The organism is Halorussus sp. AFM4 (assembly GCF_051194995.1).
Lineage (GTDB): Archaea > Halobacteriota > Halobacteria > Halobacteriales > Haladaptataceae > Halorussus.
In genome coordinates, this window is the sequence record NZ_JBNTJT010000007.1 from 63,474 (window position 1) to 88,368 (window position 24,895).

Sequence of the window (24,895 nt, forward strand, 5' to 3'; positions counted from 1 at the left end):
GGAAAACCGGATGGCTGCAGCTATTAGAGGATGTCAGAAAAACTAATCAGCGTTAGTTTAGAAAGGGGGTACATGAGCGAATATCGACAGGCGACACTTCGCGTCAACGGATATTTCTTCGATACGTGGGCCATCAAACGGGCCTACACTCGTCTCGAACCCACATTTATTTCTGAGATCTCTGATTACGATGAACAAGCACTCAGCACACTTCTTGAGCTATTCTGTGATTGGAGTCCCGCCCGAATATATGACTCTCCCTCTGACGTGTATTCCGCCCTCAATACCGACCCTGCGAATTCTCTGTCAGCGCTTAACGAGGATGAGAAGCGAGACCTCTACCAGAACGTTTGCGCAGATGTTGCTCACGTCCTACGAGAAGATTACGATATTGACGCCACAGACGCAGACGTAAAGCGGTTCGCTAAGACGCTAACCGTCGACGAGACAAGCGAGGAATTGGCGGATTTTCTGCTTGAATTTCTCACAGAGTACTCGAAGTACTTGGCTACGTTCGACCCAGATCAAGACGAGGTTGCCACCGATGCTCCGCTACAGGAGTTCTTGAACGGGATTCGGGACCTTCCAGAGGAGTATCTGGACGCAAAGCACACCCAATATGAAGGACATCCAAAGGTTAGGGGAATTCGTCACCGGGTTGCAGACACCTTTCTATCCGGGAACGAACTCTCGGTCAGTCAGTTTCACGAACTCTGTGAGGAAGAAAATGCAAGACATGACACTGCAATCCTGACTGGTTACTCACCGTACTCTATTCTCGGGCAACTGTACTATGACTACGCCAAACTGCGGATCGATAGGTATCTCGACCGGCTTACCGCCTATTTCGCCGACGAACTCGATATCCAGAACCACGCACGTCACACGTGCAACTTCGTCGAACCCCGCAACCAACTCACACAATTCACGTGGATCGCACTACATCCGGGCGACGAGGACACCAAAGACGAGTACCAGCTCTACCTCGGCATTCGACCAACCAACTTGAGATACGGTCTCTACGCTGGAACCAATCTGTATGACGGTGACGAATGGGAGGACCGAGACCTTGAAACGCGCGAACTATCCGAATCGTACTCCATCGGCGATGTGGTCGATAAACTCGACGCGGTCAAGGACGAGTACATGGTTCTTAATGAACGCCGAGACGATCCCGAGCCGGTAGACTCACCGGAAGACCATTTCAAGCCACCGAACGACGCCGACACGCTTGTCCGGCAACTCGAACAGAATGGACAACTTGTCTTCTATGGGCCGCCAGGTACCGGGAAAACCTACACTGCCGAGCAATTTGCCAAGTGGTGGACCTCCGAGGGGCCGACCGCAGACGACGATGTCGAACAGTTCCGCGCAGTCACATTCCATCCGTCATTCGCATACGAGGACTTCCTCGAAGGCCTCTCAGCCGACGCCACAGACGAGGGAATGGTCGAATATGACATGGATGCTGGCGTCTTCAAGGCCATCGCTGAAGACGCAACGGAGGCCTACGAGAACACGGACAGCGAGGACCCGCCCCGATTCGTTTTAGTGATAGATGAGATCAATCGTGGCAATCTCGCCCAGATATTCGGTGAAACCATTACTCAGCTTGAAACCGACAAACGACTCGACGCCGACAACGAACTCACAGTCCACCTCGCCCACTCGGGCAAACCGTTCGAGGTTCCGCCGAACCTCTACATCATTGGAACAATGAACACCGCGGACCGTTCGATCGCACTCGTGGATGCTGCGCTGAGACGCCGCTTCCGGTTCATGTACTTCCCGCCAGACTACAACGCTCTCGCTACCCATCACGGATTTGATGACTGGGACGCCGTCAATTCCACCGCCGAGGCCGGACCACAGCGAGACCGTGTTCTGCTTGCGCTCTCCATCGATGCACTCGAAACGATTAACTCCCGGATTCTTGACCGCGCCGACCTCGGGAAGGGCAAACAAATTGGGCACTCGTACCTCTGGAATTGCGCCACGACTGATGATGTCGAAGCCAACGTTCAATCGCTGGTCGACACGTGGAAGTATGAAATTCTCCCGCTGTTAGAGGAGTACTTCTTCGGCCAATTCGAACGACTACAACGAGACGTGTTCGGGGACGAGGCCGACAAGTTACTCGATGTCGACCGTCGGCAAATCGCGGACTTCGAGGAGCAGGACCTGCGGCGCGCCCTCGCCGCGATAACAGACCATGCTGGCGAGATCAGAGAATCAGCTACTACGAACGCTGGAGAGCAGGATTCAGAGCGGACGGTCGATATTCTCAGCAACGCGGGCGTCCTCGAACCAGGTGACGTACTTGAATTCAATCGAGGACGGCTTCGGAACGGGAGTACTATCGAGACGGAAACGGTCGACCAGGCCCGTAGGGACCGACCAGAGTCGTTCTGGCGATGTGAAGTTACCGAGGACACGACCACGACTGGGGAGGTCCAGTGGCAGTACGATGACGAGATGTATTCGGTGTCAGCGGCGGCGAGAGCAGTTCTCACGGAGTTGACGGACGGCGAAATCGAGGATGGACAAGCGGATCACTGGATGCATCCGGAGTATGACGACCAGAACCTCTACCAACTGCGGAAAGCGGTGTTAGACGAATCCGAAGCTGTCGAGCACCACGGGTAGAACCGATGTCCGATACCAACAGAGCCGATGACGGGTCGATGGGTCGAACTGTCACGGACGAGCAACTATCGAGCGGTGACCAACCGACGCTGTTGAACCAAAGTCCGGATGTCGTTCTCTCAGAACACGATTCTGAACAGTTGGATGAGGACCTCTCAGATGCGGCTCACGCGTTCCTCACTAACGAACTCGGCTCGTCGCGGCTATCCGTGACATACTCGCGTGACGGCACCCCAACGTTACAGAGCACTCAGTATGTTGGGGTAGTCTCACTTCCAGAAGGTCCGACAGTCGAAATCCGACCGAAAGCAGCGGGACCAAACCTCCTATCGTTGTTCCAGTACGCGCACGGATTGGAAATGACGACCTACGAGCAACAAACGACATTGACTGCGGGCGACACATTCCTCGACGTCCTGGGGACGCTCTACACCACTGAACTCGACACGGTACTCAGTCGCGGCCTTCATCGTGAATACCAGTCCAAACAGGCCACCGAACGCTACCTTCGTGGCCGCCTCGACGTCCAACGCCAACTCCAGCGACGTGCGCTCGGTGCGACCCAATTCGAGTGTGAGTACGATGAGCTAACCTTCGACACAACCACGAATCAGGCCGTACTCTACGCTACGACTCTGCTCTCGCAGTTCGTCAATGATACGACTGTCCAGAACGAGCTGGCGCGCTACCGTCAGCGACTCCAGCGGCAGGTCAGCCTCCGTCACGTTCGTGCGGCCGAGTTAAACGAGATTGAGGTGACACGGCTCAACGACCACTACGCGGATCTGCTTCGACTTACCCGCCTCGTCCTTGACAATGTCTTCATCGAGAATCTACGTACTGGAGCGCGTGATTCGTTTGCGTTGGTGGTAGATATGAACGAGGTCTTCGAGGACGTGGTCGAACGAGTCGTCACTGCGGCGGTCACCGATAGGTCGGGGTGGACTGTCGAAACGCAGGCCTCGATTTCGGGTATTGTTACTGGCGGTGATCCACCAATTACGATGCGGCCAGACGTACTCGTTCGGGATGAGACGAACGACGTAGTGTTAGTCGTCGATGCGAAGTGGAAAACGCCCAGCAAGGTGAGTAATAGTGACGTGTATCAACTCGTCGCCTACCAATCGACCTACAATGTGCCCGGCTTACTCGTCTATCCAGAACAAGATGAGGGTCCCGCGACTACCTACAAAGTAGAGGACGCAGGGCCACTTTCTGCCATCGAGCTTCCGACAAAACACGCGATAGCCCCCATGGAATTCGGCCATCAACTCGTCGCCTCCTTCTCGAAGCACATGAACGACGTTCTCGCTCAGTCGTGAAACTTCAGTTTTTCAGTTGAACAGGTCTATGAGGCTGGTTCCATGTGGTCACTATGTATTTAGTGAACGTTCCTCGATTTAGAAGGGTGGATTGACCACGAATATCGCGACTACGAACAGACCAGAATAGGTGGTAGGGGTCTTCGTCTACCCCGAGTTTTTGCGTCAACTACGATGGGTCAGAACCAGTGCACCGACCGCCGCGATCGACGGTCGCGATATGTGATTGGTGTAGAGCGATAATTGAGTATCACGTGGACATTGGCAGCACGATGCGAATTGCAAAGTTCGCACGATTTGTAGAGTTTGTGCGGGCTTTACGAGTTCTAGATTGTCGGGCGTTTCCGGTAGGTCTTTTCAGAGCGTAGAGTCGAACACTATGTTCTGACTGTGGTGACTGCGGTTGTGGCATATGACTGGCATGGAACAATAGACGGGACGACTCACAGATCCATTATCCAGCGTCGCTCGATTCGTGAAGTTCGCACAATTCGTAAAGTTCGTGTAAGCTTTACAAGTCCCTCATTGCCGGGTGTTGAAGGGAGATCGGTCTTGAGAGTCCTTCGAATCATACGAATTGTAGAGGCTGTGCGAGTCGAAGAGTTCGTGCGGGCTTTAGGACTCTCAGGCGGTCGACCAATAGAAGTTCGTGCGATATTCGAGATTCGCACAATTCGTGCGAACTTCACCACTCGTAAAATCTTCACAGCTCTTAGAGTTCGTGCGAGCTTTATGGACCTCAGAGTGCCGGGCGTGAAGGAAGAGTCATTTCCCGAGGCTCTACGAATCGTATGGTTCTTAGGGGTTGTACGATTCGAGAAATTCGTGCGAACTTTCGATCTTGTAGGCCGTTGAGTGTTAGAAATTATGCGAATCTTAAGAGCTATACAGTTCAGGCGAACTTCAGAGCCTCTAAAATTCGTACAGTTCGTAGAGTTCGTAAGCCTCCTGCGAACTTTTATTATCCCCGGTTGAGACGAGGTGACTGACAGCGAACTCCACAGCCCCTACGAACGTCACGAATCGTGCGAATCGCAAAACTCGTACAGTTCGTGAAGTACGTGCAGTTCGACCTGGTGAGACACTATGTCAGAAACGCAGACCAAACCCGAACCTGAACCACGCGCAGTATGCCTGCCGATGCTCAAAGGCGGCTTCGGAAAGAGCATCTTCGCAAACACACTCGGCGGCGTCCTCGGCGAATTGCGAGGCCGCGACGTCCTCGTCGCCGACCTTGACCCGGCCGGACACCTCTCAACCGGGCTCGGGTACTACACGCGCGAAGACGAGGACGCTCTTGACCTCGGTGACGTCCTGCTCGACGACACCAGCCCGGCAGACCTAATCAAGCAGCCCGGATACGGGTTTGACTTCATCCCGAGCGTGAATCTCGAAACGGTGACCGAGGACCTCTCCCGCGACAGTGTGATGGCGAGCGATATGCGACTCAAGCAGGACCTCGTCGACCCACTGCTCGGCGACAAATACGAATACATCCTGTTCGACATCCCTGGAAGTCGGAACAAGCTGGTGAACAACGCGGTCGTTGCCGCGCCAAACGCCATTCTGCCGTTGAAGCCCGTTCCCGAGGCCTTGAATGGAATGCGGGAGACTGCAACAAAGCTAGTTGGTGAGATCCGCCAGCACATCGACTTCGAGATCCTAGCGGTCGTGCCCAACGACCTTCGGGCGCGTATCGACCAGCAGACGAAAGACCGCCGACTCCTCGAGGCAATGAACACCCAAGAGCAGTTCGCCGCCTATCTGCTCGCTGGCCGCGACGGCGTCGACCCTGACACTGGCACGCTCCCCGAGGACCTAGACGTCACACAGGTCCTCGACAATCACATCCCGCCGTTCGCGCGAGTCACCGCAGATGAATGGGCCGCAATCGATGCAGGCGAGATGGATCCGCCGAAGATACCGATTCGGCACTCCGCTGCGTTCGGCGATGCCTACGAGGAGCGCAAGCCAGTGACTGCCTACAATCCAGAGTGTAGCCAGATTCAACACTTCGAGGCGTTGGCAGAGATCATCGAGCAGGGAGGCATCCAGCAATGACCGGCTTCGATCTCGGTGAATCAGCCACCGACGACGAACCAGAGTCAGACGGAGACGAAGAGATGACGGGGACGGACGAAACCCGCGAGGGGGACGCTGGAAGTCATAATGAGGAAGAAAATAACGAAACGGAGAAAGAGGAGGCTGATCCCCGTGTAGAGCCCGCGTTTCCGTTCTCTGATGACCTCCGAGAGAGCTGGTACGTCCGCGACGAAATAGTGACCGAGTTCGAGGACGCGGTCGACTTTGAGGCGAAGCCGTTTCTCCGTGAACACGGCGTTCGGAACGAGACCGGCCGCGAGATTCAAGACGCCGCGATACAGGTGGCGAAGAACAATCCCGAAGAACTCGCCCGTGTAATTCTCGAAGATCGCGGTGTCGATATCGACGACGACACGTAGCGAACAACTTTATGACGCGTTCTCGTCGGCGCGGATAGATTGACTAGTAGTCGGTGTTGTACCACCATGAGAAGCCCGTGCAGTTCGTACGATTTGTACGAATCGTGCGAATCGTGCGAACCTCATTGGTTGTAGCATTTTGACGGTTCTCGAATTATCGACGAGACTACAGTGCAAACCCTGTTGGCGGAGAAACCGCCAGCAGGGTTTGCGGCGGCACCAATCTATGCAGCGTCACTCCTCTGTAGCGACAAGCAAAACTAGGGAACTGGCCGACATAGCACAAGTGACCGAAGTCACGATCCGGAATCGCTATTAAGAACAGACCGAATCGATGGGAATCCACTAACTGTGGTATCGAAATTGGGGGTCGATGGGGAGGAGCGTTTCCAGATATAATATGGATGTCAAGAATGCTGATGTTCATGGTGGTTGGCTGTCTAGAGGGTAGTGATGGAGAACCCGCCATCGTCTCGGCCATTACCGACGTATGCAGAGGAGGTCCTCGAAGCCCTAAAACCCGAGATTGAAGCGACAGCGAACGGGCTTCCGCGGGATCAAGCCGAGAAATACTTAGACACTACAGGGTTCGAGCCAGCGACGATTGAAACTGCTCTCGACCAACTTCTCAACAATGGCTACGTCTACATCGTGAACGACTAGATCCGGCTTACTGACAGCGATAGTTGAGTGGTGGGTTCTCCGTACGACAAAACAGAACCAGCAGAATTCAATTGCCTTCTCTTAGTGCAGGTTGAGTGACGGTGCCCCCCACGTTTCCGTCGTTTCCATTGTCTCTGTCGTCTCTATCGTCTCTATCGAACCCCACGTTTCCGACGTAGCATTCGGCCCCCTACGTTTCCATCGTTTCCGACGTTGCTTCTAACCCCATGTTTCCGTCGTCTCTATCGAACCCCACGTTTCCGACGTAGCATTCGGCCCCCTACGTTTCCGTCGTATCTGTCGGTCCCTACACCCCACCCCAGATTTCCGTCGTTCGTGCACTGTCGACGGAACAAAGTAGTCTACAGGCAGAACAGACCGAGTGCCCCGGAGTCGCCGGAAGACCGTGTTTTCCGTAGTGACAAGAGGTCTTTAGTCTCTCAAATCACTTGACTTTGAGGCAGTTCACTCGCGGGCCCAGTCTTGCAATCGGCTGTCCTCCAGGATTGTCTCGCGAACAACTTGAGGATCTTCGATTAGTCGGTTCTGAAGGTGGATGCCGCCTGCACTTCCCTTGTTGATTTTCTCGATTTCGACGACACCAAGGAACGCTTGTTCCTTCAAGATGTCTCGAAACCGGCGAACGGAGAGAACGTCCATATCGAGGTGGTTGCAGATTCGTTCGTACTGGTCATACACACGGCTTGTGAGGAATGCTTCGTCGTTGGAATTGACGCTGAGTTCGGTCAATGCAAGCAATGCCGCCTTTGCCTGTGTAGGCGCTCCACTTACGAGTTCTCGGAAGCGGTCTTTTTCAGCGTGTTGCTGTGCCTGCCGAACGTGCTGTTCTGTCACCTGTTCCGCACCGTCTTCGTAGGCAACCTCACCGGCGTGGCGAAGGATGTCAATCGCCTTCCGAGCGTCGCCATGTTCTTGGGCTGCGAAGGCGGCAGAGAGCGGAATTACGTCATCAGACAGAACGCCGTCGTGGAAGGCGTCCTCCCTATTGAACATGATTTCACGGAGTTGGTTCGCATCATATGGCTTGAAAAATAATTCCTTATGCTGGAAGCTGCTTTTCACTCGTTCGTTCAGATTATCAACGTACTGGATTTTGTTACTAATCGCGATGATGCCGACGCTACAGTCGATTTTCCCGGCTTCCTCAGCTCGGGAGAGTTTCATTAGAACGCTATCGTCGTCCATCAGGTCGATCTCGTCGAGGATGATGATGATAGAGTCAAACTGTGCGTCAAGGGTTTCCCAGAGGAGTTTATAGTATTTCGACGTACTGAGACCAGTATGTGGGACGGTGGTGCCAGTGACGGACTCGTCGTTCAGTTTAGCGGCGAGCGACGAGATGGCTTGGGTTTCTGTGTTGTCTTCTGCACAGTCGAGGTATGCTGTCCCAATGTTGACACCGTCATCGGCTGCGTTTTGGGCGCGTTGGGAGACGTGTCTTGAGACGAGCGACTTTCCCGTCCCAGTTTTGCCATAGATCATGACGTTTTCTGGAGAATAGCCGTGGACGGCGCCGTTGAGTCGTTTCGCCAATTTTGCAATTTCGTCGTCTCGACCGACGATTCGGTCGGCTTCTGGTACGTGACCGATTTTTAGGAGGTCTTTGTTTGCGAAAATGTGATGCCCGGAGTCAAAGAGTGGGTCATTAACAGAGTTGGATGAAGGGTCGGACGTCATTGAATAGGTGATGATGTGAGCGGTGGCCGTATAAAACTAGTGGGTTGAACCACCCCATGTTTCCGACGTTCTTTTGCTGATATCGCAACCGTCAACACGTGAAACGCTATAATTAGTTATTCGACAGTAGCACCGAGTTTCCGACGTAGGGCAGAAATATGGATGACGGCGGCGGGATAGATGTTGACGGAGTCGCCCACCCACACACCCCACGTTTCCGTCGTAACTCATAGAAGAGGAAGGCCGCCAGTCGAAAGTATGGTTCACGGAGAAGAGTTCCTCACGAGAGATACCTAAAACTAGAAAACTGTAGGTGGATATACGATCCTGAAAGCCTCTGTTTCAGCCGACGAAACGAAGCAACTATCGTTTCGTCCGGAAACGAAGTCTACTTAATGGTCCGTTCTCGCTCAGCCTACTTTAATCTATGTGCTTTAGTCCTCCGCTTATGGTTTCTTCCATATTAGTCCAAACATATAATGAACTGGTTCGAGAGCTGTCCGTGTCCTCCCTTCCGTTGTTACGAAGAAACGACGGAAACGTGGGGGGTGTGGGTTTGCCAGTCCACACCGAATATCTTTCACCTGCTTTCCGATACGTCGGAAACGTAGGGTGGGGGTCTTCCGTCTCTGAGTTGCACTCGTCCGGGTTGACTTGACCCATTCACACTGAGGGGTGTTGGGCAGACCGGTTCCTTTCACACTCTAGAAGTGTGGTCTGCTACGCTTCTAGTGGCGCTGAGACTTTCGCCGACCATTAGCAACCGCCATCACTTATGAATATCCGTAGTTATTCGTCCTGATCGACTGGACCTTTATATTTGGAGGTTACCTTCTCACCTTCCCGCCACTGCCAATAGTAATAACGGTTGTCGTTGATCTCCTTGATCGTGATTGTGGCCTTCGACGGAACGTCATCTGGGAGTTCGTCCGGCCGTTCTTCGATTTCATCTTCTCCCTCTTTCTCGGCAAGACGAGCTTCACGCTCACGGTGTTCAGCGAGTTCCTCAGCGTAACTGGCGACATGACGAAGGAGTTCGGGCGAGGATTCGTTGAGGGTGTCGACGATGTCGGTAGGGAGTTCAGCTGGGGGTGTTGGTGGCTCGTGGGACATACTTTGAGTGTGTTAACCAACATTACCGCTGGACCCTTAGGAATGTTGGTTAAACGACGAACTCGCCACTAAGACTTTCGCATCCATATATCGTCGGCTTCACCTTCGTAGTTAGCTAACCCCACGAGTTCTCGGGAATCTCTGAGTAAAACAAATTTCAGCAAGGTCGAGAAGCGGTGTTTTGGATTCCGCGTATTGACGGTATTTAAAAGTGAAATCGACAACAATTGGTGGAGGTGAAGTGAGGGTACTTAAATGAATAGTTGTATATTTTACCTAAGTTCGGGGACGGCGGCCGATTTGGAAAAATCAGGAACCCTATGGGTATTGCGTGAGTATCTGATTGTATGGCTGGCGAACAGGAACAGTCGAGGCAAACCAACGAGATTGCTGGTCACCAGTTAGATCTCTTCGAGAGGTTATCCGATGATGATATAGAGCGAATCGTCCCGCTTAGTACGCTAGAGACTCAACACTACTGCGAGCAGAAAGCACAATTTGCACGCGCTGAAGTCCCAGATGAAGAAAGCCTTCCAGAACGACTCGTTCGCGCAAAGGCCCAACACAGCAAACTGGTCAAAACAACGGGGGCTACTGATGATGATTACGGTTTAGCCGAGGTCTGGTCAGATATACAAGAAGGGAACGTTTCCTTGTTGTATCCACCGTTCGCTCACGAGATCGTTAATATGCTCTTGGTTGGGCGGCCGACCTTTATTCGGTTTGCAGATGGCCTCCCAACCCAGTTGACGCTTGTTCGAGGTGTGACTAAAGAACGCTACCTTGACCAACTCTTTCCGAATGAGCAATTCCTCTTGTGGTGCCACGGGAACTTACTTGATCGGATTGGATTCGATGTCTCGGAACTCTCCATCCGCTATCTCAAATATCCCCAGTCCAAATTCAATGCGGTGGAAGTGAGCAGAGCCCAAATGCTACTTGCAGCCAAGGACGGCGACGATATCACCGTCCAACTTGACGAGAATTCAACACTCCATCCAAATATCCGTCAACACCCGCTCGAATACGAACGAGATACCCAGCGTGGCAAGCAACTACGAGACTATGTAGCCTTCTGGCGCGACAACGGCGAACCCTCCGGTGCAGGTCACTGGAAGCAATGTGCCAGCTGCCGGTTCCGAACGGATTGTGACTTAGCACTAGCGCAGGGAGAAAACCGAGGGTGAAATTTTCATGGCCAACGCAAACAAGAAACAACAGACGCAGTCGACCTTAGAACCGCTTCTGATTGATAGAAGGAATAGCATCGGTGGAGACTCATGATTGGGCTAACTGTCCTGCCGGAAGTCACGATGCAACGATGTCAAGGCCAACAGCTCCAAGATATCGTTCGCTATTTCGACTCCGACATCCTCTTCACTCCGTCACAGGTCCACGAGCCTTTCCTCAAGCAGCAAATTGGAAACTCAGCGGAGGTGATGACACAACCGCTCCAACTTGGCCGCCCACTCGAACTAATAGAAAATAATGGCATCAGGTTGGTTTGGATATCAACCCCCACAGATCTCGAGAAAGCTATTGCAAATAAACAGAAACACCGAGAATACGGATACTCAGATACGTATCTTCTGTCCGATCTCCTCGCTGTTTCCATCGATTTGGTGAATCTAGATGCGAATCTCGAGGGTCTCGAACAGTACCGTACTCCCCTCGTTGAAAATGATGCGTTGGGTGAGTTCACTCACCTCACCATCGAAGCAAATCCAGACTACCGTGCCGAATGGCATGGCGTTGATGTCCAAGGCGTCATGCCTGGAGCTAATGAACAACAAGGGACCACCCATACTAGCGTTGCACACTTCGAACTACAGGCAGACGGCATTGTCGGCGGAAAAACCAGAAAGCTGAGTAAATTTGGACTCCGAGCCGTTGACCAAGTTGGTGAATCGCGGGCGGAGACGTTGAATAAGGCCGGAATTGAGTCGAGACAGGGCCTTTCGACAGCGTCAGTTCATGAAATCTCGAATTTGTCTGAGATTGGTCAATCAACCGCGCAGACGATGATCGAATCTGCACAAGTGATTGAACAGGGTGAGATACGGAAAGCCCCAAATGCAAGTCTCCCCGATGGCGACCCGATCTTCATCGACATCGAGACGGACGGCCTCAATCCCACGATTATCTGGCTCATCGGCGTTCTACTCCCCGGTGAGGAAGACCGATATATGCCGTTTATCGAGACGGACCCGTCACAGCCAGAGGTGGCCCTTGAGGCGTTTCTCTCGTGGCTTGCCGAATTTGGGCGTGGTCGTCCAGTCGTGGCTTACAACGGCTGGAACTTTGACTTCCCAGTCATCAACGAACATATCGCAGACCACTGCCCCAGATATCTCGATCTCTGGGAGAATACGTATCGGTTCGACCTCTACGACTGGGCAGTCAACAAGAACAACGCTACCCTCCCCGGATTAACGAATAAATTGGATGATGTCGCTCAGGCTCTCGGATGGGAACCACTCGATACTGGCCTGACCGGGGCTGAAGTCGCCCGACTGTTCCAGCGGTATGCTGAAAACCCCTGTCCGGCAACGGAGCTAGATTGGGAGCGACACAAAAAATACTGTGAGGACGACGTTCGAGCCTTAGCGTACATCTACGACCGAATCCAGGAATCGACAAACCGAATGACGACTAGTGGGAGTTCTCGCTCGTCGATGGCAGACTCCACGTCACAAGGAACCCTGAGTGATTTCTAATCCATGACCCAAAACCCAACCCCGTCGCTCGATGCCGTGCTGAATACCGATACCCTCGAAGAAACCTTCCCAGATTACGAGGAACAACTCGTCAACACAATTGCGGACCCCCCACGACCAGCAGACACCGTTCCAGCCGAGGATGTCTTACCACCCGAACTCGCCGAGCACCTTGATAACGACCTCTACACTCATCAGGCCAAGGCAATACAGGAGCTGAAAGACGGCAACAATGTCACCGTCGCGACCTCGACCGCGTCTGGGAAAACCTGGGTCTACACGCTCTATTACTGTCTCCAAAAAATGCGGAACCCAGATGCCAGGGCATTGTTCCTGTATCCGACGAAAGCATTGAGCGCCGATCAGGAAAAAGCGGTCAACGACTTGCTCAACAAGTTCGATATCGACGCTCGGGCCGAAACCTACGATGGCGACACGAAGCAGGACCGGAAGAAGCTCATCAGGGACCGAGTAGACGTGATTATATCGAACTTCGCAGGGATCAATCAGTACCTTGACTCCCACATGAAGTGGCGTGATGCTTTCCGGAACTGTGAACTCATGGCCATCGACGAATGCCATACTTACACAGGCGTTCACGGGATGCACGTCGCGTGGGTCATCCGGCGACTCCGCCGACTTCTCGACCATTACGATTCCGACCCACAGTTAGTTTGTTCGACCGCTACGATAGGGAATCCTCGTGACCATTCGGAGAATCTAACCGGTGCAGAGTTCCAGGTGATCGACGAGGACGGTAGTCCGCACGGCCGTCGTGAGATCGGATTCTGGCAACCGCCGATACAGGAGACAGACGATGAGGTAGTTAGCGGATTAGACGAGGACGAGGTTCTTCCTTCGATGCGGCGGAATGCTGATGATGAGGCTGCAGGTACCCTTGTGCATCTCGCAAAGAACGATATTCAGACGCTGATGTTTACTGATTCCCGCCAAGGAACTGAGATTGGCGTTAAACGAGCCATCGAAGCCTCACGGAAACATCCCGATGGAAAGTACATTGACGTCGAACCATATCATGCAGGACTCAGCAAAAAGAAGCGACGCGCAGTTGAGAACCAGCTGAATGCCGGACAGGTTGACGGTGTAATCTCAACTAGTGCACTCGAATTGGGAATCGATATTGGGTCAATGGATGCAACGGTGCTAGCTGGATATCCCGGAACGAGGCAATCCTTTTGGCAGCGCATCGGACGTGCAGGCCGGGGGAATACCGACTCGCTGTCAGTATTCGTTCCGCAATCCGATGCAATTGACCAGTACATACTGAACAACCCCGACTACGTGCTTGAGGATAACGTGGAGGATGCTGTAATCGACCTCTCAAATAATCCGGTGTACGCGAAGCACGTTCTCTGTGCTGCATCTGAACGCCCGCTTACTGAAGAGGACATCAAGTGGTTCGGACCAAGAGAGCGACTTGAAAAAGCGATTGGTATGTGGCACGCTGCGGGACAGATGGTTGGTGATTTAGACCGCGGCGCACAGTATAATGGGACTGCTCGACCCCAGAGTGACATTTCGCTGTACGCGACTAGTGACGAACAGTACGATGTGAGACAGGTAGATGGAGAGATCGACATGGAACCCTTGGACAAAGAGCGTGTCTACCGCGAATACCATCCCGGTGCGTTGGTGCTGTATGATGGGGTCCAATACGAAGTGCAGGACGTTGTCGAGGATCGACCAAATCCGTACGTCACGGTAGAACGCTCGAATTCAACGAATTACACCCAGGCGATACACGACAAGCAGATTACTGACTTAGAGGTTGAACGGTCGTACGACCTTGGAGATGGATATCAACTCTGTGCAGGAATGGGAACGGTGCATATCGATTACAGCGCATACAACGTCATCGATATGCACTCCGGAGAGATTGTCGAACCGATGGTTCCTATCGATCTAGATTCCATTTCGCTACGGACACAGCTCATGTGGATTTCGTTCCCTCAACAAATCATCAACCGGGTCTTGAGCGAGATCCCCCAGAGCTCTTATATCCAGCCGAGTGAGGGCGCAGGACCTACCCCTATGGGTGAAAAAGAGTACACCCTCGTTGGTGGACTCCACGGTGGCGAACACGGAATGATCAAGATGGCACCGTTGGAACTCCGGCTAGACAACAGCGACATGGGCGGACTGTCGACACTTCGCCATCACGAAGTAGGGACACCAGTTTGGTTCATTCACGATGCAGTTGAGGGCGGTGTCGGGTTCTCACACAGCGTCTACGAGAACTTTGAGACAGTCGCTCAACGTACCCTCGAGCGCATTGACGGATGTGACTGTGGCCGCGACGTGGGATGTCCATCTTGTTTGATGAGTAGCCAATGTGGAAATCAGAACGAACCGCTGCACAGACTGGCTGCAGTTAGTCTACTCCGGGCCGCCCTCGAGCAAGTTGAGAAAGCAGATTAATTCCCGTCTGGTTCTCTAGTCGATGCATTAATCACCTCAATGATTTCTTTTGCCGTGCTGCCAATCCGGTCAAGCCGATTTTGGATCGACGCCAAATCATCTTCCTACCATGCAACGAGATAGAACGCCGAGCCACTCGTATCGAACCCACAATACCGACCGACGATGTACGCGACGGCTTCCGCTTTGACCTCGCGCCTTGCCCGCTCTGGTTCTCCGAGAGATCCTTCGGTCGCTCCTCAATCTCCTCTTTGTCGTCTTGCTCAGCAAGCCGCCCTTCGCGTTCGCGACACTCGGCGAGTTCCGCGGCGTAACGAGCGATATGTCGAAGTGCCTCTGGTGAATGAGTCTCAAGCGACTTGGCGACGTTGTCCGGAAATTCTTGCAGTGGGATTGATGGCGAGTGGAACATGAGGCCATGGCCGTGTTAACCAACACGTCGTTGGAAGCGAAGTTTTGTTGGTTAATAGCCTGAACACGCGAGGCACATCTCATCCATCCAACCCAAATACCAACCTGCCGCGCTCGTTTACGGTCGTTAGTTAATCCAATTATCTATCTTATTGAGACCTCTTCAAGGACCGCTACGGTTGCTTGGAGTTCCCTTCGTCGGGCTTCTCGTTCTTCGATTTCCTGCTCCAATTCGAGAATCCGCTCTGAAAGCCGTTCCGCCACGTCTGCTGTCTCCGGAAGACGTCCATCGGGGCGTGGGACGTTTCCACTCTGAATCTCAATATCGGCTCGTCGTAGATGCTTACAGCCACCGCTTGGCTGACGCTTCGTGAAATCGGGACACGTACACGTCTTGCTCGCGACGTCGACTTCGTAGGTGTTCCCCGACGCCGACTGCACCTCGTACACACCACCTTTCCTGAGCAACGAGATGTCCATTTCCTCCGTTTGAGCACGCTTGGTACGAGGATCGCTCTTTTCTTGGAGCTCTTCTTCGCCTACCGATAGTTGCTGAACAGCTTCTCCGGTAGTACTGGTCGTCGAGATAGCAGCGACAACGCCGCCATCAGGAGCAATATCATTTCGTTCGTTTCCGCCTCGGTCCGTCTCTTCAATCTCGGTTGTCTCGTTTCGTTTGGACATGGATTCTTCTGGATCTATCCGACGTGACGAACTCGATCACGCCGCTACCCTTGGCGGCGGGAAAAACAACTCCTGGGACGCACGACAGCGGAGAACACTGCTAATTCATCCTCCAGAGAGACAGTCTCGTTACCCGTCGACGGGTTTGATGATCTCTTCAGCGGTCGACCCGATTCGACCAAGGCGCTCTTGAATCACCTCCGAGTCATCGCCCCGCCATGCAGCGAGATAGAACGCCGAGCCGCTCGTGTCGAGTCCGAAATACCGACCGACGATGTACGCGACGGCTTCTGCTTCGACCTCTCGTTTTGCCCGTTCGGGTTCATCCCCGATATCGAAGTGGAGCAACGCGTGGGCGTACTCGTGGATCAGCGTGACAGCGAGGTCTGCTTGGTTCGATCGGGCTTTCGCTTCGACGACTGGCTGGAGGTCGTGTAGGCTCCGGTACTTACAGACTCCCTTTGCGTCGCCATGGTCCCAGTCGTCAGCATCGACGATGCGTACCGTCACACCGAGTTCATCAGCTGCCCCTTTGAGCGCTGGCACCAGGCCGCCGGCGTCGCCCATCGCTGCTGTCTCCAGTTCGGGAAGCGGTTCTCCGTCCGTCTGCGAGACGTCGAACACTGGTGCGGGCTTGAACCCAACGAGGCCTCTCGACCACTCATCCGGCGGCGTCTCGTCGTACTCACAGCCGATTTTCTCGTGGTAGCTGGGCGAATTCTCACACTCGGGACATCGCTTGGTGATGATCGGTGCCCAAATCCAGATGGCCTGTTCGCCTTCCTGGACGTGCCGATCGAAGTCGTTCCGCCACGTGTTGTAGCCTGCGACCTTCGTTGCCTCTGGATATTGGAGCGTGATGAGGAGCGTGTTCCGATGGGAATAGTCGTGGAAGCGACTCTGGACGTCCAGCCAGTCTTGGAACTCCTCGCTGGCCTGCGCATCGTCGACGTGGTCGACGAGGTCGTCGATCCACGCTTCGATGGTACTGTGCATCTAGTCGCGTCGGGTGTCGGTCTCCTCGAACGAGACCGACGAGTTACTGGTCGTAGCCATGATTTTCAGTAAATCGCGTTCACGGCGACTGCGTCGGAGTAGGACGCGCCGCACCCCTTGGGGCGCAAAAACACTCGTGGCGTCACGCCGGTGGGAGGTAGACGCTCTGCTCACCGGCAAGTTCTTCGAGGTGATTCCGGTGCCGGTGGGTGAAGTAGCAGTCGTAGCTGCAGTAGCCACAGATGTCTCCCGTGTCGTACTCTGCGACGTGTGGACCGCGCTCGGTCGTCCACACGTTTGTGCCACACTCGGTACACGCTGCGCTCTCGATATCGCCCGGTGACGGACCCTGATACGCGATTTGGGGCTCGTCTTCCTGGGGTGTCGACTCGGGCCAGATGCCCTGCGCCTGCCAGAACGCACGAATCTGGGCGAGGCCGTGGCGCACTATCTTGCGAATCGTCACATGGTCGGCATTGCGACCGCTGTCGTCCCACCCGTCGGGCGTCCAGAACTCGCCGAACTGTGCCCCACGATGGATACCGTTCCAGTCAAGGCCGACGATATCGGCCGGTGGGTTATCCGTCAGCGTCGGGCGGGTAAGCTGATTAATCACGCTGAGTTGCTTGGGCGGGCTTCCACCGAGAATGTGGACGCGACGGCCACGCCAATCCACAGGGTCAGAGAATTCGTGAGCAAGTCGATCGGCGTAGCCGCGGGAGTACCCGACGACGAGATCATCGGGGACTGCGCGAATCGCGGCACGGCACTTCGGGACGATCACGAGGTCGGCATCTGGGTAACTTCCTTGAATTTCGCGCGCGGCGGTAACGTATTCCTTGACCTCGTCGACGTCGTAGGCATCACCGATCACACCGACCTGCGGTTCGTACTCGAAAAAGCGCTCGACGTATCGATCGAGGTCGGGATTACGGAAGTCATTGTCGAGCATCCCGACTGGTAGTTCCAAGTCTGTGTACTGGTGCTGTTGGTAGGTACAGTCTTCGCGAAAGCCAGTGAGAAAACCGAGTTGGAATGCATCAAGCGCGAAGGGAACGCGGTGAAGGAACGCTACGTGGTCGGCCTGCCGGGCAGTTGTAATTTCGGTTGCGATGCGACTAGTCGGACGTGCTGAGAGCGCCATCTCGAATTACCTCGAAGACGGGGAGTGGTCGCCCCGCACCCCTCGGGGGCAGAAAAACCAGTCGCAGACGCCAACGTTAACCAACAATGTCCGTAGCTCTTTCCCTATTGTTGGTTAATCCTCGAAGAGACACCGAGTGGCCGCATCCTCGCCTGTAAGCGTCCGTTGGTCGTCGGCAGTATCGGCGAATAGGGTCGCTTGGTCACTCTCGGCCGAGCGCGCTACTTCGGGCCGGTCGTCAACGCCGAACTGGTCTGCCTCCGGCCGGTCCAGTTTGGAATCACGCTCACGGTGGTCGACCTCAGCGCCGAAATCTTCGAGGGATGTCTCGACGTTTTCTTCGACGACTTCAAGTCGGCCGTCGTCTCCAAACGCGGTCTGGTGCCGAATCTCGATTTCTGGTTGATTACTCATGTTCTTCGAGCCTCCACCCGCCAGAGGCTCGAAAAAACTCTCCGAGAGACGGAGGGTTACGCCTGCTCTGCGCGAATTTCTTCTGCACGTCGTTTGAGCCGTCGGAGGATTTGGATGCGATTCTGGTGGGTGTTTTCGTAGGCGACACAGACACGGAGGGTGTCCATGTCGTCTATCGCCGCAATGCTTGGATCGATGAGCCGGATGTTTCGCGGCTCAAGTCGTTGTTCTGGTGAGAGTCCATTCGATTCGCCGTCTCTGACATTGCTCACTTGTTGTCGCCTCCGCTCCTGTCGGAGGCGACGAAAAAACAACCGAGAGCGATTTTTGGACTCTACGCCGGAAGACTACATGAGACGTGTTTCGAGGTGCGGATGAAAGAGCGCGACCGAACTAGCAGTCGCGGTCGGTGTACCGCTGGCGCTCCGGCCGAATCCCTCCAGTGAGGACCTCGCTTTCGTAGTTATCGCCGACGCTTCTATCGAGATCAACGAGTTTGAACACGCCGTCACCGGTCCAGCCACAGTCGGCTGAACACCGTGCGACCGCGTACGCACCTGCACCCTCACCGAGATGGATGCCGTTGAGCGTGAGCGCCCTATCGCACACTGGACAGATGGGACTGACCGAGGTGTACGTATGCCCGAGCATCGCTTCAATGTCTGCCGTGGCGTCGCCGAGCGTCTCGTTGAGGACGCTGCCGACGGCCGTTTCGAGTGACTCACAGAGTGCCTGCTGTTCGGCTTCGTCCTCTGGAAGGTTGGCGTTCGTAATTGTGATGGTTAGTCGTGCGAGCGAAGCGTCGTCATTGGTGTTTTCGGGGGAAGTCATAGAGTTCGGAATCTGCTGTTGATTGTACTTCGATACAGCGTGGCAGAACGGAGCGAGGTCGTCTCAACGTGAGGCATGCTATTCGGGGAGGTCACGTCGGCCAGTTCGGTAGCACCCCCAACACGGAAAATCGCTGGAGAGGTCCGCACAGTCACAGTCTGGTTCGTCTGTCTCTGCTACTTCTTCTGAGGTCTCCTCGTGGTCGTGAGAGTGGCTCGGAGTCTGGACAGCCTCGCCACCGTCGGCGAGAAGTTGGTGATGACGGACGGCGTCGAGAATGGGTTGGCGGAGCGCAACAGCGACTCGGTGTTTGCACGCCCCGCTGTATTTTGCGTCTGCCGGGCACGTACACGCGGTCGGCAGGTCGTCCTCGATTCGGACGGTGTACTCGTGATTCTCCGGGTCGGCGTAGCTTCCATTCCGAACACGCACATCACCGTTTTGGAGTTCGAATTCAAGGGCTTCGTACTGGGCGCGTTTCCGGACTCTACTCGTCGTCTCTAGGTTTGCAAGTGGCGTTGTCATACTGTTCGTGGGGCACCGAGAAGTCGAGTGCCCCGCACCCTTCGGGGGCAGAAAATAATCCCGCTGTATCAATACTACTTAGAACCCCTTCGGGAAATGGGGAATACTGCTTGTCTTCTCATCTACGCTCCCGAGGAGACTCTTGTTTGCCCAGCTACGATACTACAATCTGGAAAACGCTACCCAACCGGCGTCATCGATACGTTTCGACCTTGACGCCGTCGACCGTTTCGAAATGCGAGTCGGCTGTCAAAATCGGCTCGTCGCGTTCGAGTGCTGTCGCTGCAATTGCGGCATCACCTTTCCCGATGCCCGGCCCATCGCCATCGTCTGCGTTCATTTGCTCGCCGAGCAGTCGACCAGCACGACGGGAGATACTCGGTGTCATCTCCACGAGCGGGTAGGTGTCGAGAATCGCTTCGACTTGCTGGCGTTCCTGTGCCGAGTTTGCGACTTTCCCCACGCCGATGTAGAGCTCGAGCAGGGTCATCGCGGGAATGACGAGGGGGACACCCGCGGCTTCGAGTTCTCGTTCTTTCTCGACGGCCTCCTCCCCACCGTTGATGACGTCCAGAACGAAGCTCGTGTCGACGATCATTCGAATCGTTCGCCGATTTCACGGACCTCGGCAACGTCCGCTTCATCTGCTGTCTCAATCGCGTCCCGCATCTCGTCCACCTGCTCATCATCGAAGACGTCCTGAAGGTCACGAAGCGAACGGTCGTTGATGAGGCGCTCGATGGCGTCACTAAACGACTCTCCCTCCTGCTTGGTTGCTTTGATGCGCTCGTAGAGGTCGTCGTTGAGCCGGACCTGGTGCGACATCCTTGTTGACAACGTTGACACCGAACGTGAATTAGTGTTTGGGTCACTCACGAAACCTCTCCGTCGACATTCGCTGCAAACGAGCTCAGTATTAGCATTCGTTCTCAACTGGCTCAAGAGTCCGAAGGTCTGCTCGCAGGACGTCCCCACGCCGGACGACGTATCGAGCGGCAAGCACCGGGAACCGACACTTCGTGAATCCGGCCGTCTGAATATCGAGTTCGTCGCCCTCCTCGACGTACGCTGCGAGTGCTCGAAGGAACTCATGGGTCCGCTGTCCTGCTTCGTAGTCGGGCAGGCCGTTTTCTCGACGCCCGTAGACCTCGAATGCGTCGTAGCCCCAAATTGAGAGTCGAGCGTGGTCGTCAACCTCCCATTCGAGCGTTCCGAAACAGTACGATTTGCAGAGCTCTCGAACTGCCTGTGCATCGGTGACGGTGACGCCGTTCGACGTTGTTGCTGCTTGGAGTATTGCCATGTTTCTCGGGCAGGGAATGCTGTCCCCGCACCCTTTCTGGGGTCGAAAAATTACTCCGAATGTCGTTTCTATTCGAATCCCGAATCCTCGTTTAATTCATTTGCGTTCGTCTCACTCCGCCGGTTGAATCTGGCGAGCCTCCTCGGCGAGATCACGAATGTACGCTCGAAGTACGTCCATATCTTCTCGGGCGTCGTCGAGCGTTTTCGCTTTCACCTTTGCCTTGATCTGGTCTTCATCCCGCGTCCCAGTCCCTCGCTTGAGTTTCACCGTGAGCGAGACACCGACGTCGCTCCGCTCGACGTACTCCGTGAGTGACGACTCGTCATTGGTCGCTTTCGATTCGTTGCTTGTTCGAGACGGCGAATTGGGTTCTGACATGATGCAGATGTATTACTAGTATTCAGTTGGCCGGTGCGACGGCTTGGTCGGACAGTTCAGGAAGGGCGTTTTCGATGTCGGTGCCGGTGAGTCGCCAATACCCCTCCGGATGTGAGCAGTCTAACTGGCTCACAACCCGGTTTTTGAACTCGGTATAGTGGGCTAGCGCGACATCTTCGTCGCCGGTGTAGTCCAGCAGGAGCGCAAGCGCGAGTTGCGCCGGGCCACTCCCACTGTATCCCCAACTGAAGCCCGAGGGACTGTGGTTCGCCAGTTCGAGACTCTGCTGTGGCGTCACCCGCTCTTGCCCGGGTTGTTTTTCTACGACAGCGCGTCCGCGCCGCCGGTAGCCGACGTAGACAACATCCTGTTTCTGGTTTGGCCGTGTCTGTTCGAGTGACTGCGAGTCGGTTGTTCCACTCATGGTTCACTTCGAGGGACTACTTCGAGTCCCCCGCACCCTTTCGGGGGCGAAAAACTCACCGCGGTCACTCTTGGCCTATAATTCAGGGAAGCGAGATCCCCTCGGCTAGCGAGATATCCGCTCCATCTCGCTTGACAATCCCCTTCTCAACAAGAGTGGTGACTGCCTTCCGGACAGTTTCTGGCCGGTCGATGGAGCTGTCGTTGTCTGCAACTTCCCGGCACAGAACCTCGATTTCGAGAGAGCCCGTTTGGAGATGTTCGATGACGGCCCGCTCGGTGAAGGCACGGTCTGCGAGTACTTCGACTTGTTTAGTGAACCCCGAGGGAAGCCCATCGAATCGCGTAATTGTCTGCTCAAACGTCATGAGGGGATGAGAGTAGCTGTACAGTTGGTGAGCCTCGACAGTCCCTGTATTGACCGGGAGTTGTGCCTCAAGCTCTTCTCCGACGACACTAAACTGCAGGCCAGACCGCACAAGCGCGAGCATATCTTCGGGGTCGTATCCACGACCTGCAACGCCTTTCAGGAGGAACATATCCTCTTTTGAGAGCGTGAAGCCAGCAACCGACTCTCCCCCGTATATTTGCTCTGCGCGTTCGCGCATCTCCGTCGAGAGCCGAAGCTTCCCAACGATCTGTTCCTCGAACAAATCCACCTGAACACCCGTCTCACCAGACAACTCCAGCGTCCGTCCGACATCCTCGAACTCCGAGGTCGGCTCATTCTTAACGACAAACTCCATATCGAGGAGAGCATCGCGAACGAGTTCGAATTCTGCGGAAACGCCGAGCACGAGGTCGATGTCTTTTGTCTGATCTTTCAGCTGGTGTGCAGTCATCGCACTGCCGCCGACAAGATAGACCTCAACGCGCTGGTCAAGCTGGTCATCTACATCTTGGAGGAATTCGGTAATCGCCTCACGGCCACTAAACGGACTCATGATGTCACCTCGTATTGCTGTTTGAGCGCCTCGATATCGCGTGTATTCGGAATATACTCCGAGCTAGTTGGCTCACCGTGAAGGAACGAAAGCATATCTTCAATGAGTCCAGTTACGCCGTACTCTGTTGCAGTTGCGCGTAATCGGTCTTCATCAAATGCGGTCGTCGTGAGTAGGAGGAGTGCGTAGCTCGTCCGCCGGCTATCGGTCTTCGCGACGAGGGTGTGACAGACGAGTTGTTCGACGGTAATCTCGGTGTCGAGTTCGGAGTAGAAGACTGGCGGTTGGTTTGCACCGAAGAATGTGAGTCCGTACTCTTCGTACCGTGCAAGCCCTGATACTGCCCCATTATCCGTATCCACTAGCTGTTCTCGGTCTTGTTTCGATTCGACGGACACGAGTGCTTCCGCGGGGGTACTCCACAGAACGACTGCACTCGGGGCGTATTCTCGCACTCGGTGTGCGTGTTCGTGGTCGACGAATGCGCGAGCGAATTCGACGAGGTTCGTGAGATCGTCTGCAATCTTGTACTGGGTTCCGTCTTTGGTAAGCATCGCACGCTCTTGCAGTGGTGCAAGGAGTTGGTAGACCCGCTGGCGTGTTATCGGAAGTCGGTCTGCAATCTCGCTCACTTTCCGGGGTTGGTCCAGAAACCAACAGACATGGAGGGTGCGTCGAGAGAGGAGTTCCGGGAAATCGATATGGGAGTGTTGGCTTTGGAGTCGCCGGTAGGCGCGGAAGACGGCTGTTTCTGTGGCTGAAGCCACTCTTCGATTGCGATTCCTGCGTTTCGTCACAACGAGGCCGTTCTGCTCTAACTCTTCGACCACTTCGTGGACGCGGCCCATGCTATAGCCCGTTTGCTCGTGAAGGGTTGTAATCGATTGGTCCTCGGTCAATGCGTCGAGGACTCGCAAATGCGCTTCCCCCATCATCTGGTAAGATATACTAAACCAGTATATAAGAGTCTTCGGCTTTAGTTTACAAATCCTGATTTCGGGGTTCGTTTTAGCCGCCACCACTCGAATATCGATTCGTAGGTTGCTCCACAGTAACTCGGACTTCATGCACCCCTCAGGGAGAACGAAAAACTCACCGCGGTCACTCCGTCATGTTCCCTGGCTAGCTCGGGCGCTCAGTAGTGAACGTCTGCTGGCACAATCCAGAGATTCTCACCCTCGTCGAGGATGCGGTCAAGTTGGTCTCGATGCCGAATACCGCTGCCGTGTTCGTCATACAGGAAGATGGTGGGGCCATCGTACGCGCCGACTTGGTGGAACGCATGCCGGGCAAGCCCGTCGTCACGCATAATCTCCTCGTCGCTCAGTTCCTTGAGCGCATCCCGTACCCGATCGAGATTCCGCTCGAACTCGCTCTTCGTCGCATCCCACCCACGCTCCAACAGTTCTTGCCCATCGTCGGACTCGACGGGCGCTGCTACTGGCAGGTCGCCCCATCGGGCCTTCCCAGCGACTGACGTGCCCGACTCGTCGAACGTCACGTAATAGTCGAACACTGCAGTTGCGTGTGGGCTGGTTCCGACGAGTTGGTCGAACACTGTCTTTCCAGTTGCGAGTGCGTCGTCTCGTGTCGATGCCTCTACCAGCGAGTAAATGACCATGTGCATTGGTTCTCACTTCGATTTGCCGACGCACACGACTACACATCGCGCTACTGCTTGGTGCGCCGGCACTCATTGCCGGCGCTCGAAAAACTCTCTGTGCGGCGGGCGATTCTCAGGACTCGGCTGCTCGTTCGACAGTACTGATTAGGTCGCCT

Annotated in this window: 25 protein-coding genes and 1 pseudogene; 9 read left to right on the forward strand and 17 right to left on the reverse strand. The window is 54.7% G+C overall.

The window, feature by feature from the left end:
- Window positions 1-72 precede the first annotated feature (72 nt).
- From ACQUQF_RS24775 to ACQUQF_RS24800, 6 genes and pseudogenes are all read left to right on the forward strand, one after another.
- Window positions 73-2,646, forward strand: a complete 2,574-nt coding sequence (locus ACQUQF_RS24775) for an McrB family protein (RefSeq protein WP_435182136.1) — start codon at window positions 73-75, stop codon at window positions 2,644-2,646.
- Between the two features lie 38 nt (window positions 2,647-2,684).
- Window positions 2,685-3,968, forward strand: coding sequence for an McrC family protein (locus ACQUQF_RS24780; RefSeq protein WP_435182209.1), 1,284 nt, complete (start codon window positions 2,685-2,687; stop codon window positions 3,966-3,968).
- A 1,086-nt stretch (window positions 3,969-5,054) separates the two neighbouring features.
- A complete protein-coding gene (locus tag ACQUQF_RS24785) occupies window positions 5,055-6,029 on the forward strand; it encodes a ParA family protein (protein WP_435182138.1) in 975 nt (324 codons plus the stop codon).
- Window positions 6,026-6,430, forward strand: coding sequence for a hypothetical protein (locus ACQUQF_RS24790; RefSeq protein WP_435182139.1), 405 nt, complete (start codon window positions 6,026-6,028; stop codon window positions 6,428-6,430). Before ACQUQF_RS24785 ends, ACQUQF_RS24790 begins: the two co-directional genes overlap by 4 nt.
- 147 nt (window positions 6,431-6,577) lie before the next feature.
- Window positions 6,578-6,749, forward strand: a pseudogene (locus ACQUQF_RS24795) (transcription initiation factor IIB); the annotation flags it as partial.
- Between the two features lie 134 nt (window positions 6,750-6,883).
- A complete protein-coding gene (locus tag ACQUQF_RS24800; RefSeq protein ID WP_435182140.1) occupies window positions 6,884-7,093 on the forward strand; it encodes a hypothetical protein in 210 nt (69 codons plus the stop codon).
- Window positions 7,094-7,558: 465 nt separating this feature from the next.
- On the opposite strand, the gene ACQUQF_RS24805 is transcribed toward ACQUQF_RS24800, so the two are convergent.
- Entirely contained in the window at window positions 7,559-8,791 is a 1,233-nt protein-coding gene (locus ACQUQF_RS24805) for an orc1/cdc6 family replication initiation protein (protein WP_435182141.1), read from the reverse strand.
- Window positions 8,792-9,580: 789 nt separating this feature from the next.
- Window positions 9,581-9,904, reverse strand: a complete 324-nt coding sequence (locus ACQUQF_RS24810; RefSeq protein ID WP_435182143.1) for a hypothetical protein — start codon at window positions 9,902-9,904, stop codon at window positions 9,581-9,583.
- Window positions 9,905-10,251: 347 nt separating this feature from the next.
- On the opposite strand from ACQUQF_RS24810, the gene ACQUQF_RS24815 reads away from it, so the two are divergent.
- The 3 genes from ACQUQF_RS24815 to ACQUQF_RS24825 all read left to right on the forward strand — a co-directional run bounded on the left by ACQUQF_RS24815 (window position 10,252) and on the right by ACQUQF_RS24825 (window position 15,060).
- A complete protein-coding gene (locus ACQUQF_RS24815) occupies window positions 10,252-11,091 on the forward strand; it encodes a hypothetical protein (RefSeq protein WP_435182144.1) in 840 nt (279 codons plus the stop codon).
- A 93-nt stretch (window positions 11,092-11,184) separates the two neighbouring features.
- Window positions 11,185-12,621, forward strand: a complete 1,437-nt coding sequence (locus ACQUQF_RS24820; protein ID WP_435182145.1) for a ribonuclease H-like domain-containing protein — start codon at window positions 11,185-11,187, stop codon at window positions 12,619-12,621.
- Window positions 12,622-12,624: 3 nt separating this feature from the next.
- On the forward strand, window positions 12,625-15,060 hold the full coding sequence (locus ACQUQF_RS24825) for a DEAD/DEAH box helicase (protein ID WP_435182146.1): 2,436 nt from the start codon (window positions 12,625-12,627) through the stop codon (window positions 15,058-15,060).
- Between the two features lie 555 nt (window positions 15,061-15,615).
- On the opposite strand, the gene ACQUQF_RS24830 is transcribed toward ACQUQF_RS24825, so the two are convergent.
- The 15 genes from ACQUQF_RS24830 to ACQUQF_RS24900 all read right to left on the reverse strand — a co-directional run bounded on the left by ACQUQF_RS24830 (window position 15,616) and on the right by ACQUQF_RS24900 (window position 24,743).
- The gene (locus ACQUQF_RS24830) at window positions 15,616-16,155 is read right to left on the reverse strand and encodes a hypothetical protein (RefSeq protein ID WP_435182147.1); all 540 of its coding nucleotides are present in this window, start codon (window positions 16,153-16,155) and stop codon (window positions 15,616-15,618) included.
- 129 nt (window positions 16,156-16,284) lie between these two features.
- Window positions 16,285-17,151, reverse strand: a complete 867-nt coding sequence (locus ACQUQF_RS24835; RefSeq protein WP_435182149.1) for a DUF955 domain-containing protein — start codon at window positions 17,149-17,151, stop codon at window positions 16,285-16,287.
- A 142-nt stretch (window positions 17,152-17,293) separates the two neighbouring features.
- On the reverse strand, window positions 17,294-18,295 hold the full coding sequence (locus ACQUQF_RS24840; RefSeq protein ID WP_435182150.1) for a DUF6610 family protein: 1,002 nt from the start codon (window positions 18,293-18,295) through the stop codon (window positions 17,294-17,296).
- Between the two features lie 114 nt (window positions 18,296-18,409).
- Complete coding sequence (locus ACQUQF_RS24845; protein ID WP_435182151.1) at window positions 18,410-18,709, reverse strand: hypothetical protein; 300 nt, start codon at window positions 18,707-18,709, stop codon at window positions 18,410-18,412.
- Between the two features lie 56 nt (window positions 18,710-18,765).
- On the reverse strand, window positions 18,766-18,981 hold the full coding sequence (locus tag ACQUQF_RS24850; RefSeq protein WP_435182152.1) for a hypothetical protein: 216 nt from the start codon (window positions 18,979-18,981) through the stop codon (window positions 18,766-18,768).
- Window positions 18,982-19,102: 121 nt separating this feature from the next.
- On the reverse strand, window positions 19,103-19,540 hold the full coding sequence (locus tag ACQUQF_RS24855; RefSeq protein WP_435182153.1) for a hypothetical protein: 438 nt from the start codon (window positions 19,538-19,540) through the stop codon (window positions 19,103-19,105).
- Between the two features lie 78 nt (window positions 19,541-19,618).
- Entirely contained in the window at window positions 19,619-20,065 is a 447-nt protein-coding gene (locus ACQUQF_RS24860) for an SWIM zinc finger family protein (protein WP_435182155.1), read from the reverse strand.
- A 193-nt stretch (window positions 20,066-20,258) separates the two neighbouring features.
- Window positions 20,259-20,663 carry a PIN domain-containing protein gene (locus ACQUQF_RS24865; protein ID WP_435182156.1) on the reverse strand — a complete coding sequence of 135 codons (405 nt, stop codon included), beginning with the start codon at window positions 20,661-20,663 and terminating at the stop codon, window positions 20,259-20,261.
- The gene (locus ACQUQF_RS24870) at window positions 20,660-20,890 is read right to left on the reverse strand and encodes a DUF7557 family protein (protein WP_435182157.1); all 231 of its coding nucleotides are present in this window, start codon (window positions 20,888-20,890) and stop codon (window positions 20,660-20,662) included. The genes ACQUQF_RS24865 and ACQUQF_RS24870 overlap by 4 nt, the downstream gene beginning before the upstream one ends.
- Window positions 20,891-20,981: 91 nt before the next feature.
- Window positions 20,982-21,368, reverse strand: coding sequence for a hypothetical protein (locus ACQUQF_RS24875; protein ID WP_435182158.1), 387 nt, complete (start codon window positions 21,366-21,368; stop codon window positions 20,982-20,984).
- Window positions 21,369-21,479: 111 nt separating this feature from the next.
- Window positions 21,480-21,749 (reverse strand): DUF7389 domain-containing protein, encoded by a 270-nt coding sequence (locus ACQUQF_RS24880; protein WP_435182159.1) that lies wholly within the window; start codon window positions 21,747-21,749, stop codon window positions 21,480-21,482.
- A 22-nt stretch (window positions 21,750-21,771) separates the two neighbouring features.
- Window positions 21,772-22,173, reverse strand: coding sequence for a DUF6166 domain-containing protein (locus tag ACQUQF_RS24885; protein WP_435182160.1), 402 nt, complete (start codon window positions 22,171-22,173; stop codon window positions 21,772-21,774).
- An 82-nt stretch (window positions 22,174-22,255) separates the two neighbouring features.
- Entirely contained in the window at window positions 22,256-23,116 is an 861-nt protein-coding gene (locus ACQUQF_RS24890; RefSeq protein ID WP_435182161.1) for a DUF6036 family nucleotidyltransferase, read from the reverse strand.
- Window positions 23,113-24,051, reverse strand: coding sequence for a MarR family transcriptional regulator (locus ACQUQF_RS24895; protein WP_435182162.1), 939 nt, complete (start codon window positions 24,049-24,051; stop codon window positions 23,113-23,115). The genes ACQUQF_RS24890 and ACQUQF_RS24895 overlap by 4 nt, the downstream gene beginning before the upstream one ends.
- A gap of 200 nt (window positions 24,052-24,251) precedes the next feature.
- Window positions 24,252-24,743: a hypothetical protein gene (locus ACQUQF_RS24900; RefSeq protein ID WP_435182163.1), complete on the reverse strand. Its 492-nt coding sequence runs from the start codon at window positions 24,741-24,743 to the stop codon at window positions 24,252-24,254.
- Window positions 24,744-24,895 lie beyond the last annotated feature (152 nt).

What these genes read in the sequence shown, in the direction of transcription:
- ACQUQF_RS24775 (WP_435182136.1), top strand. Translation starts at nt 73, where the DNA reads ATGAGCGAATATCGACAGGCGACACTTCGCGTCAACGGATATTTCTTC.
- ACQUQF_RS24780 (WP_435182209.1), top strand. Translation starts at nt 2,685, where the DNA reads ATGGGTCGAACTGTCACGGACGAGCAACTATCGAGCGGTGACCAACCG.
- ACQUQF_RS24785 (WP_435182138.1), top strand. Translation starts at nt 5,055, where the DNA reads ATGTCAGAAACGCAGACCAAACCCGAACCTGAACCACGCGCAGTATGC.
- ACQUQF_RS24790 (WP_435182139.1), top strand. Translation starts at nt 6,026, where the DNA reads ATGACCGGCTTCGATCTCGGTGAATCAGCCACCGACGACGAACCAGAG.
- ACQUQF_RS24800 (WP_435182140.1), top strand. Translation starts at nt 6,884, where the DNA reads ATGGAGAACCCGCCATCGTCTCGGCCATTACCGACGTATGCAGAGGAG.
- ACQUQF_RS24805 (WP_435182141.1), bottom strand. Translation starts at nt 8,791, where the DNA reads ATGACGTCCGACCCTTCATCCAACTCTGTTAATGACCCACTCTTTGAC.
- ACQUQF_RS24810 (WP_435182143.1), bottom strand. Translation starts at nt 9,904, where the DNA reads ATGTCCCACGAGCCACCAACACCCCCAGCTGAACTCCCTACCGACATC.
- ACQUQF_RS24815 (WP_435182144.1), top strand. Translation starts at nt 10,252, where the DNA reads ATGGCTGGCGAACAGGAACAGTCGAGGCAAACCAACGAGATTGCTGGT.
- ACQUQF_RS24820 (WP_435182145.1), top strand. Translation starts at nt 11,185, where the DNA reads ATGATTGGGCTAACTGTCCTGCCGGAAGTCACGATGCAACGATGTCAA.
- ACQUQF_RS24825 (WP_435182146.1), top strand. Translation starts at nt 12,625, where the DNA reads ATGACCCAAAACCCAACCCCGTCGCTCGATGCCGTGCTGAATACCGAT.
- ACQUQF_RS24830 (WP_435182147.1), bottom strand. Translation starts at nt 16,155, where the DNA reads ATGTCCAAACGAAACGAGACAACCGAGATTGAAGAGACGGACCGAGGC.
- ACQUQF_RS24835 (WP_435182149.1), bottom strand. Translation starts at nt 17,151, where the DNA reads ATGCACAGTACCATCGAAGCGTGGATCGACGACCTCGTCGACCACGTC.
- ACQUQF_RS24840 (WP_435182150.1), bottom strand. Translation starts at nt 18,295, where the DNA reads ATGGCGCTCTCAGCACGTCCGACTAGTCGCATCGCAACCGAAATTACA.
- ACQUQF_RS24845 (WP_435182151.1), bottom strand. Translation starts at nt 18,709, where the DNA reads ATGAGTAATCAACCAGAAATCGAGATTCGGCACCAGACCGCGTTTGGA.
- ACQUQF_RS24855 (WP_435182153.1), bottom strand. Translation starts at nt 19,540, where the DNA reads ATGACTTCCCCCGAAAACACCAATGACGACGCTTCGCTCGCACGACTA.
- ACQUQF_RS24860 (WP_435182155.1), bottom strand. Translation starts at nt 20,065, where the DNA reads ATGACAACGCCACTTGCAAACCTAGAGACGACGAGTAGAGTCCGGAAA.
- ACQUQF_RS24865 (WP_435182156.1), bottom strand. Translation starts at nt 20,663, where the DNA reads ATGATCGTCGACACGAGCTTCGTTCTGGACGTCATCAACGGTGGGGAG.
- ACQUQF_RS24870 (WP_435182157.1), bottom strand. Translation starts at nt 20,890, where the DNA reads ATGTCGCACCAGGTCCGGCTCAACGACGACCTCTACGAGCGCATCAAA.
- ACQUQF_RS24875 (WP_435182158.1), bottom strand. Translation starts at nt 21,368, where the DNA reads ATGGCAATACTCCAAGCAGCAACAACGTCGAACGGCGTCACCGTCACC.
- ACQUQF_RS24880 (WP_435182159.1), bottom strand. Translation starts at nt 21,749, where the DNA reads ATGTCAGAACCCAATTCGCCGTCTCGAACAAGCAACGAATCGAAAGCG.
- ACQUQF_RS24885 (WP_435182160.1), bottom strand. Translation starts at nt 22,173, where the DNA reads ATGAGTGGAACAACCGACTCGCAGTCACTCGAACAGACACGGCCAAAC.
- ACQUQF_RS24890 (WP_435182161.1), bottom strand. Translation starts at nt 23,116, where the DNA reads ATGAGTCCGTTTAGTGGCCGTGAGGCGATTACCGAATTCCTCCAAGAT.
- ACQUQF_RS24895 (WP_435182162.1), bottom strand. Translation starts at nt 24,051, where the DNA reads ATGATGGGGGAAGCGCATTTGCGAGTCCTCGACGCATTGACCGAGGAC.
- ACQUQF_RS24900 (WP_435182163.1), bottom strand. Translation starts at nt 24,743, where the DNA reads ATGCACATGGTCATTTACTCGCTGGTAGAGGCATCGACACGAGACGAC.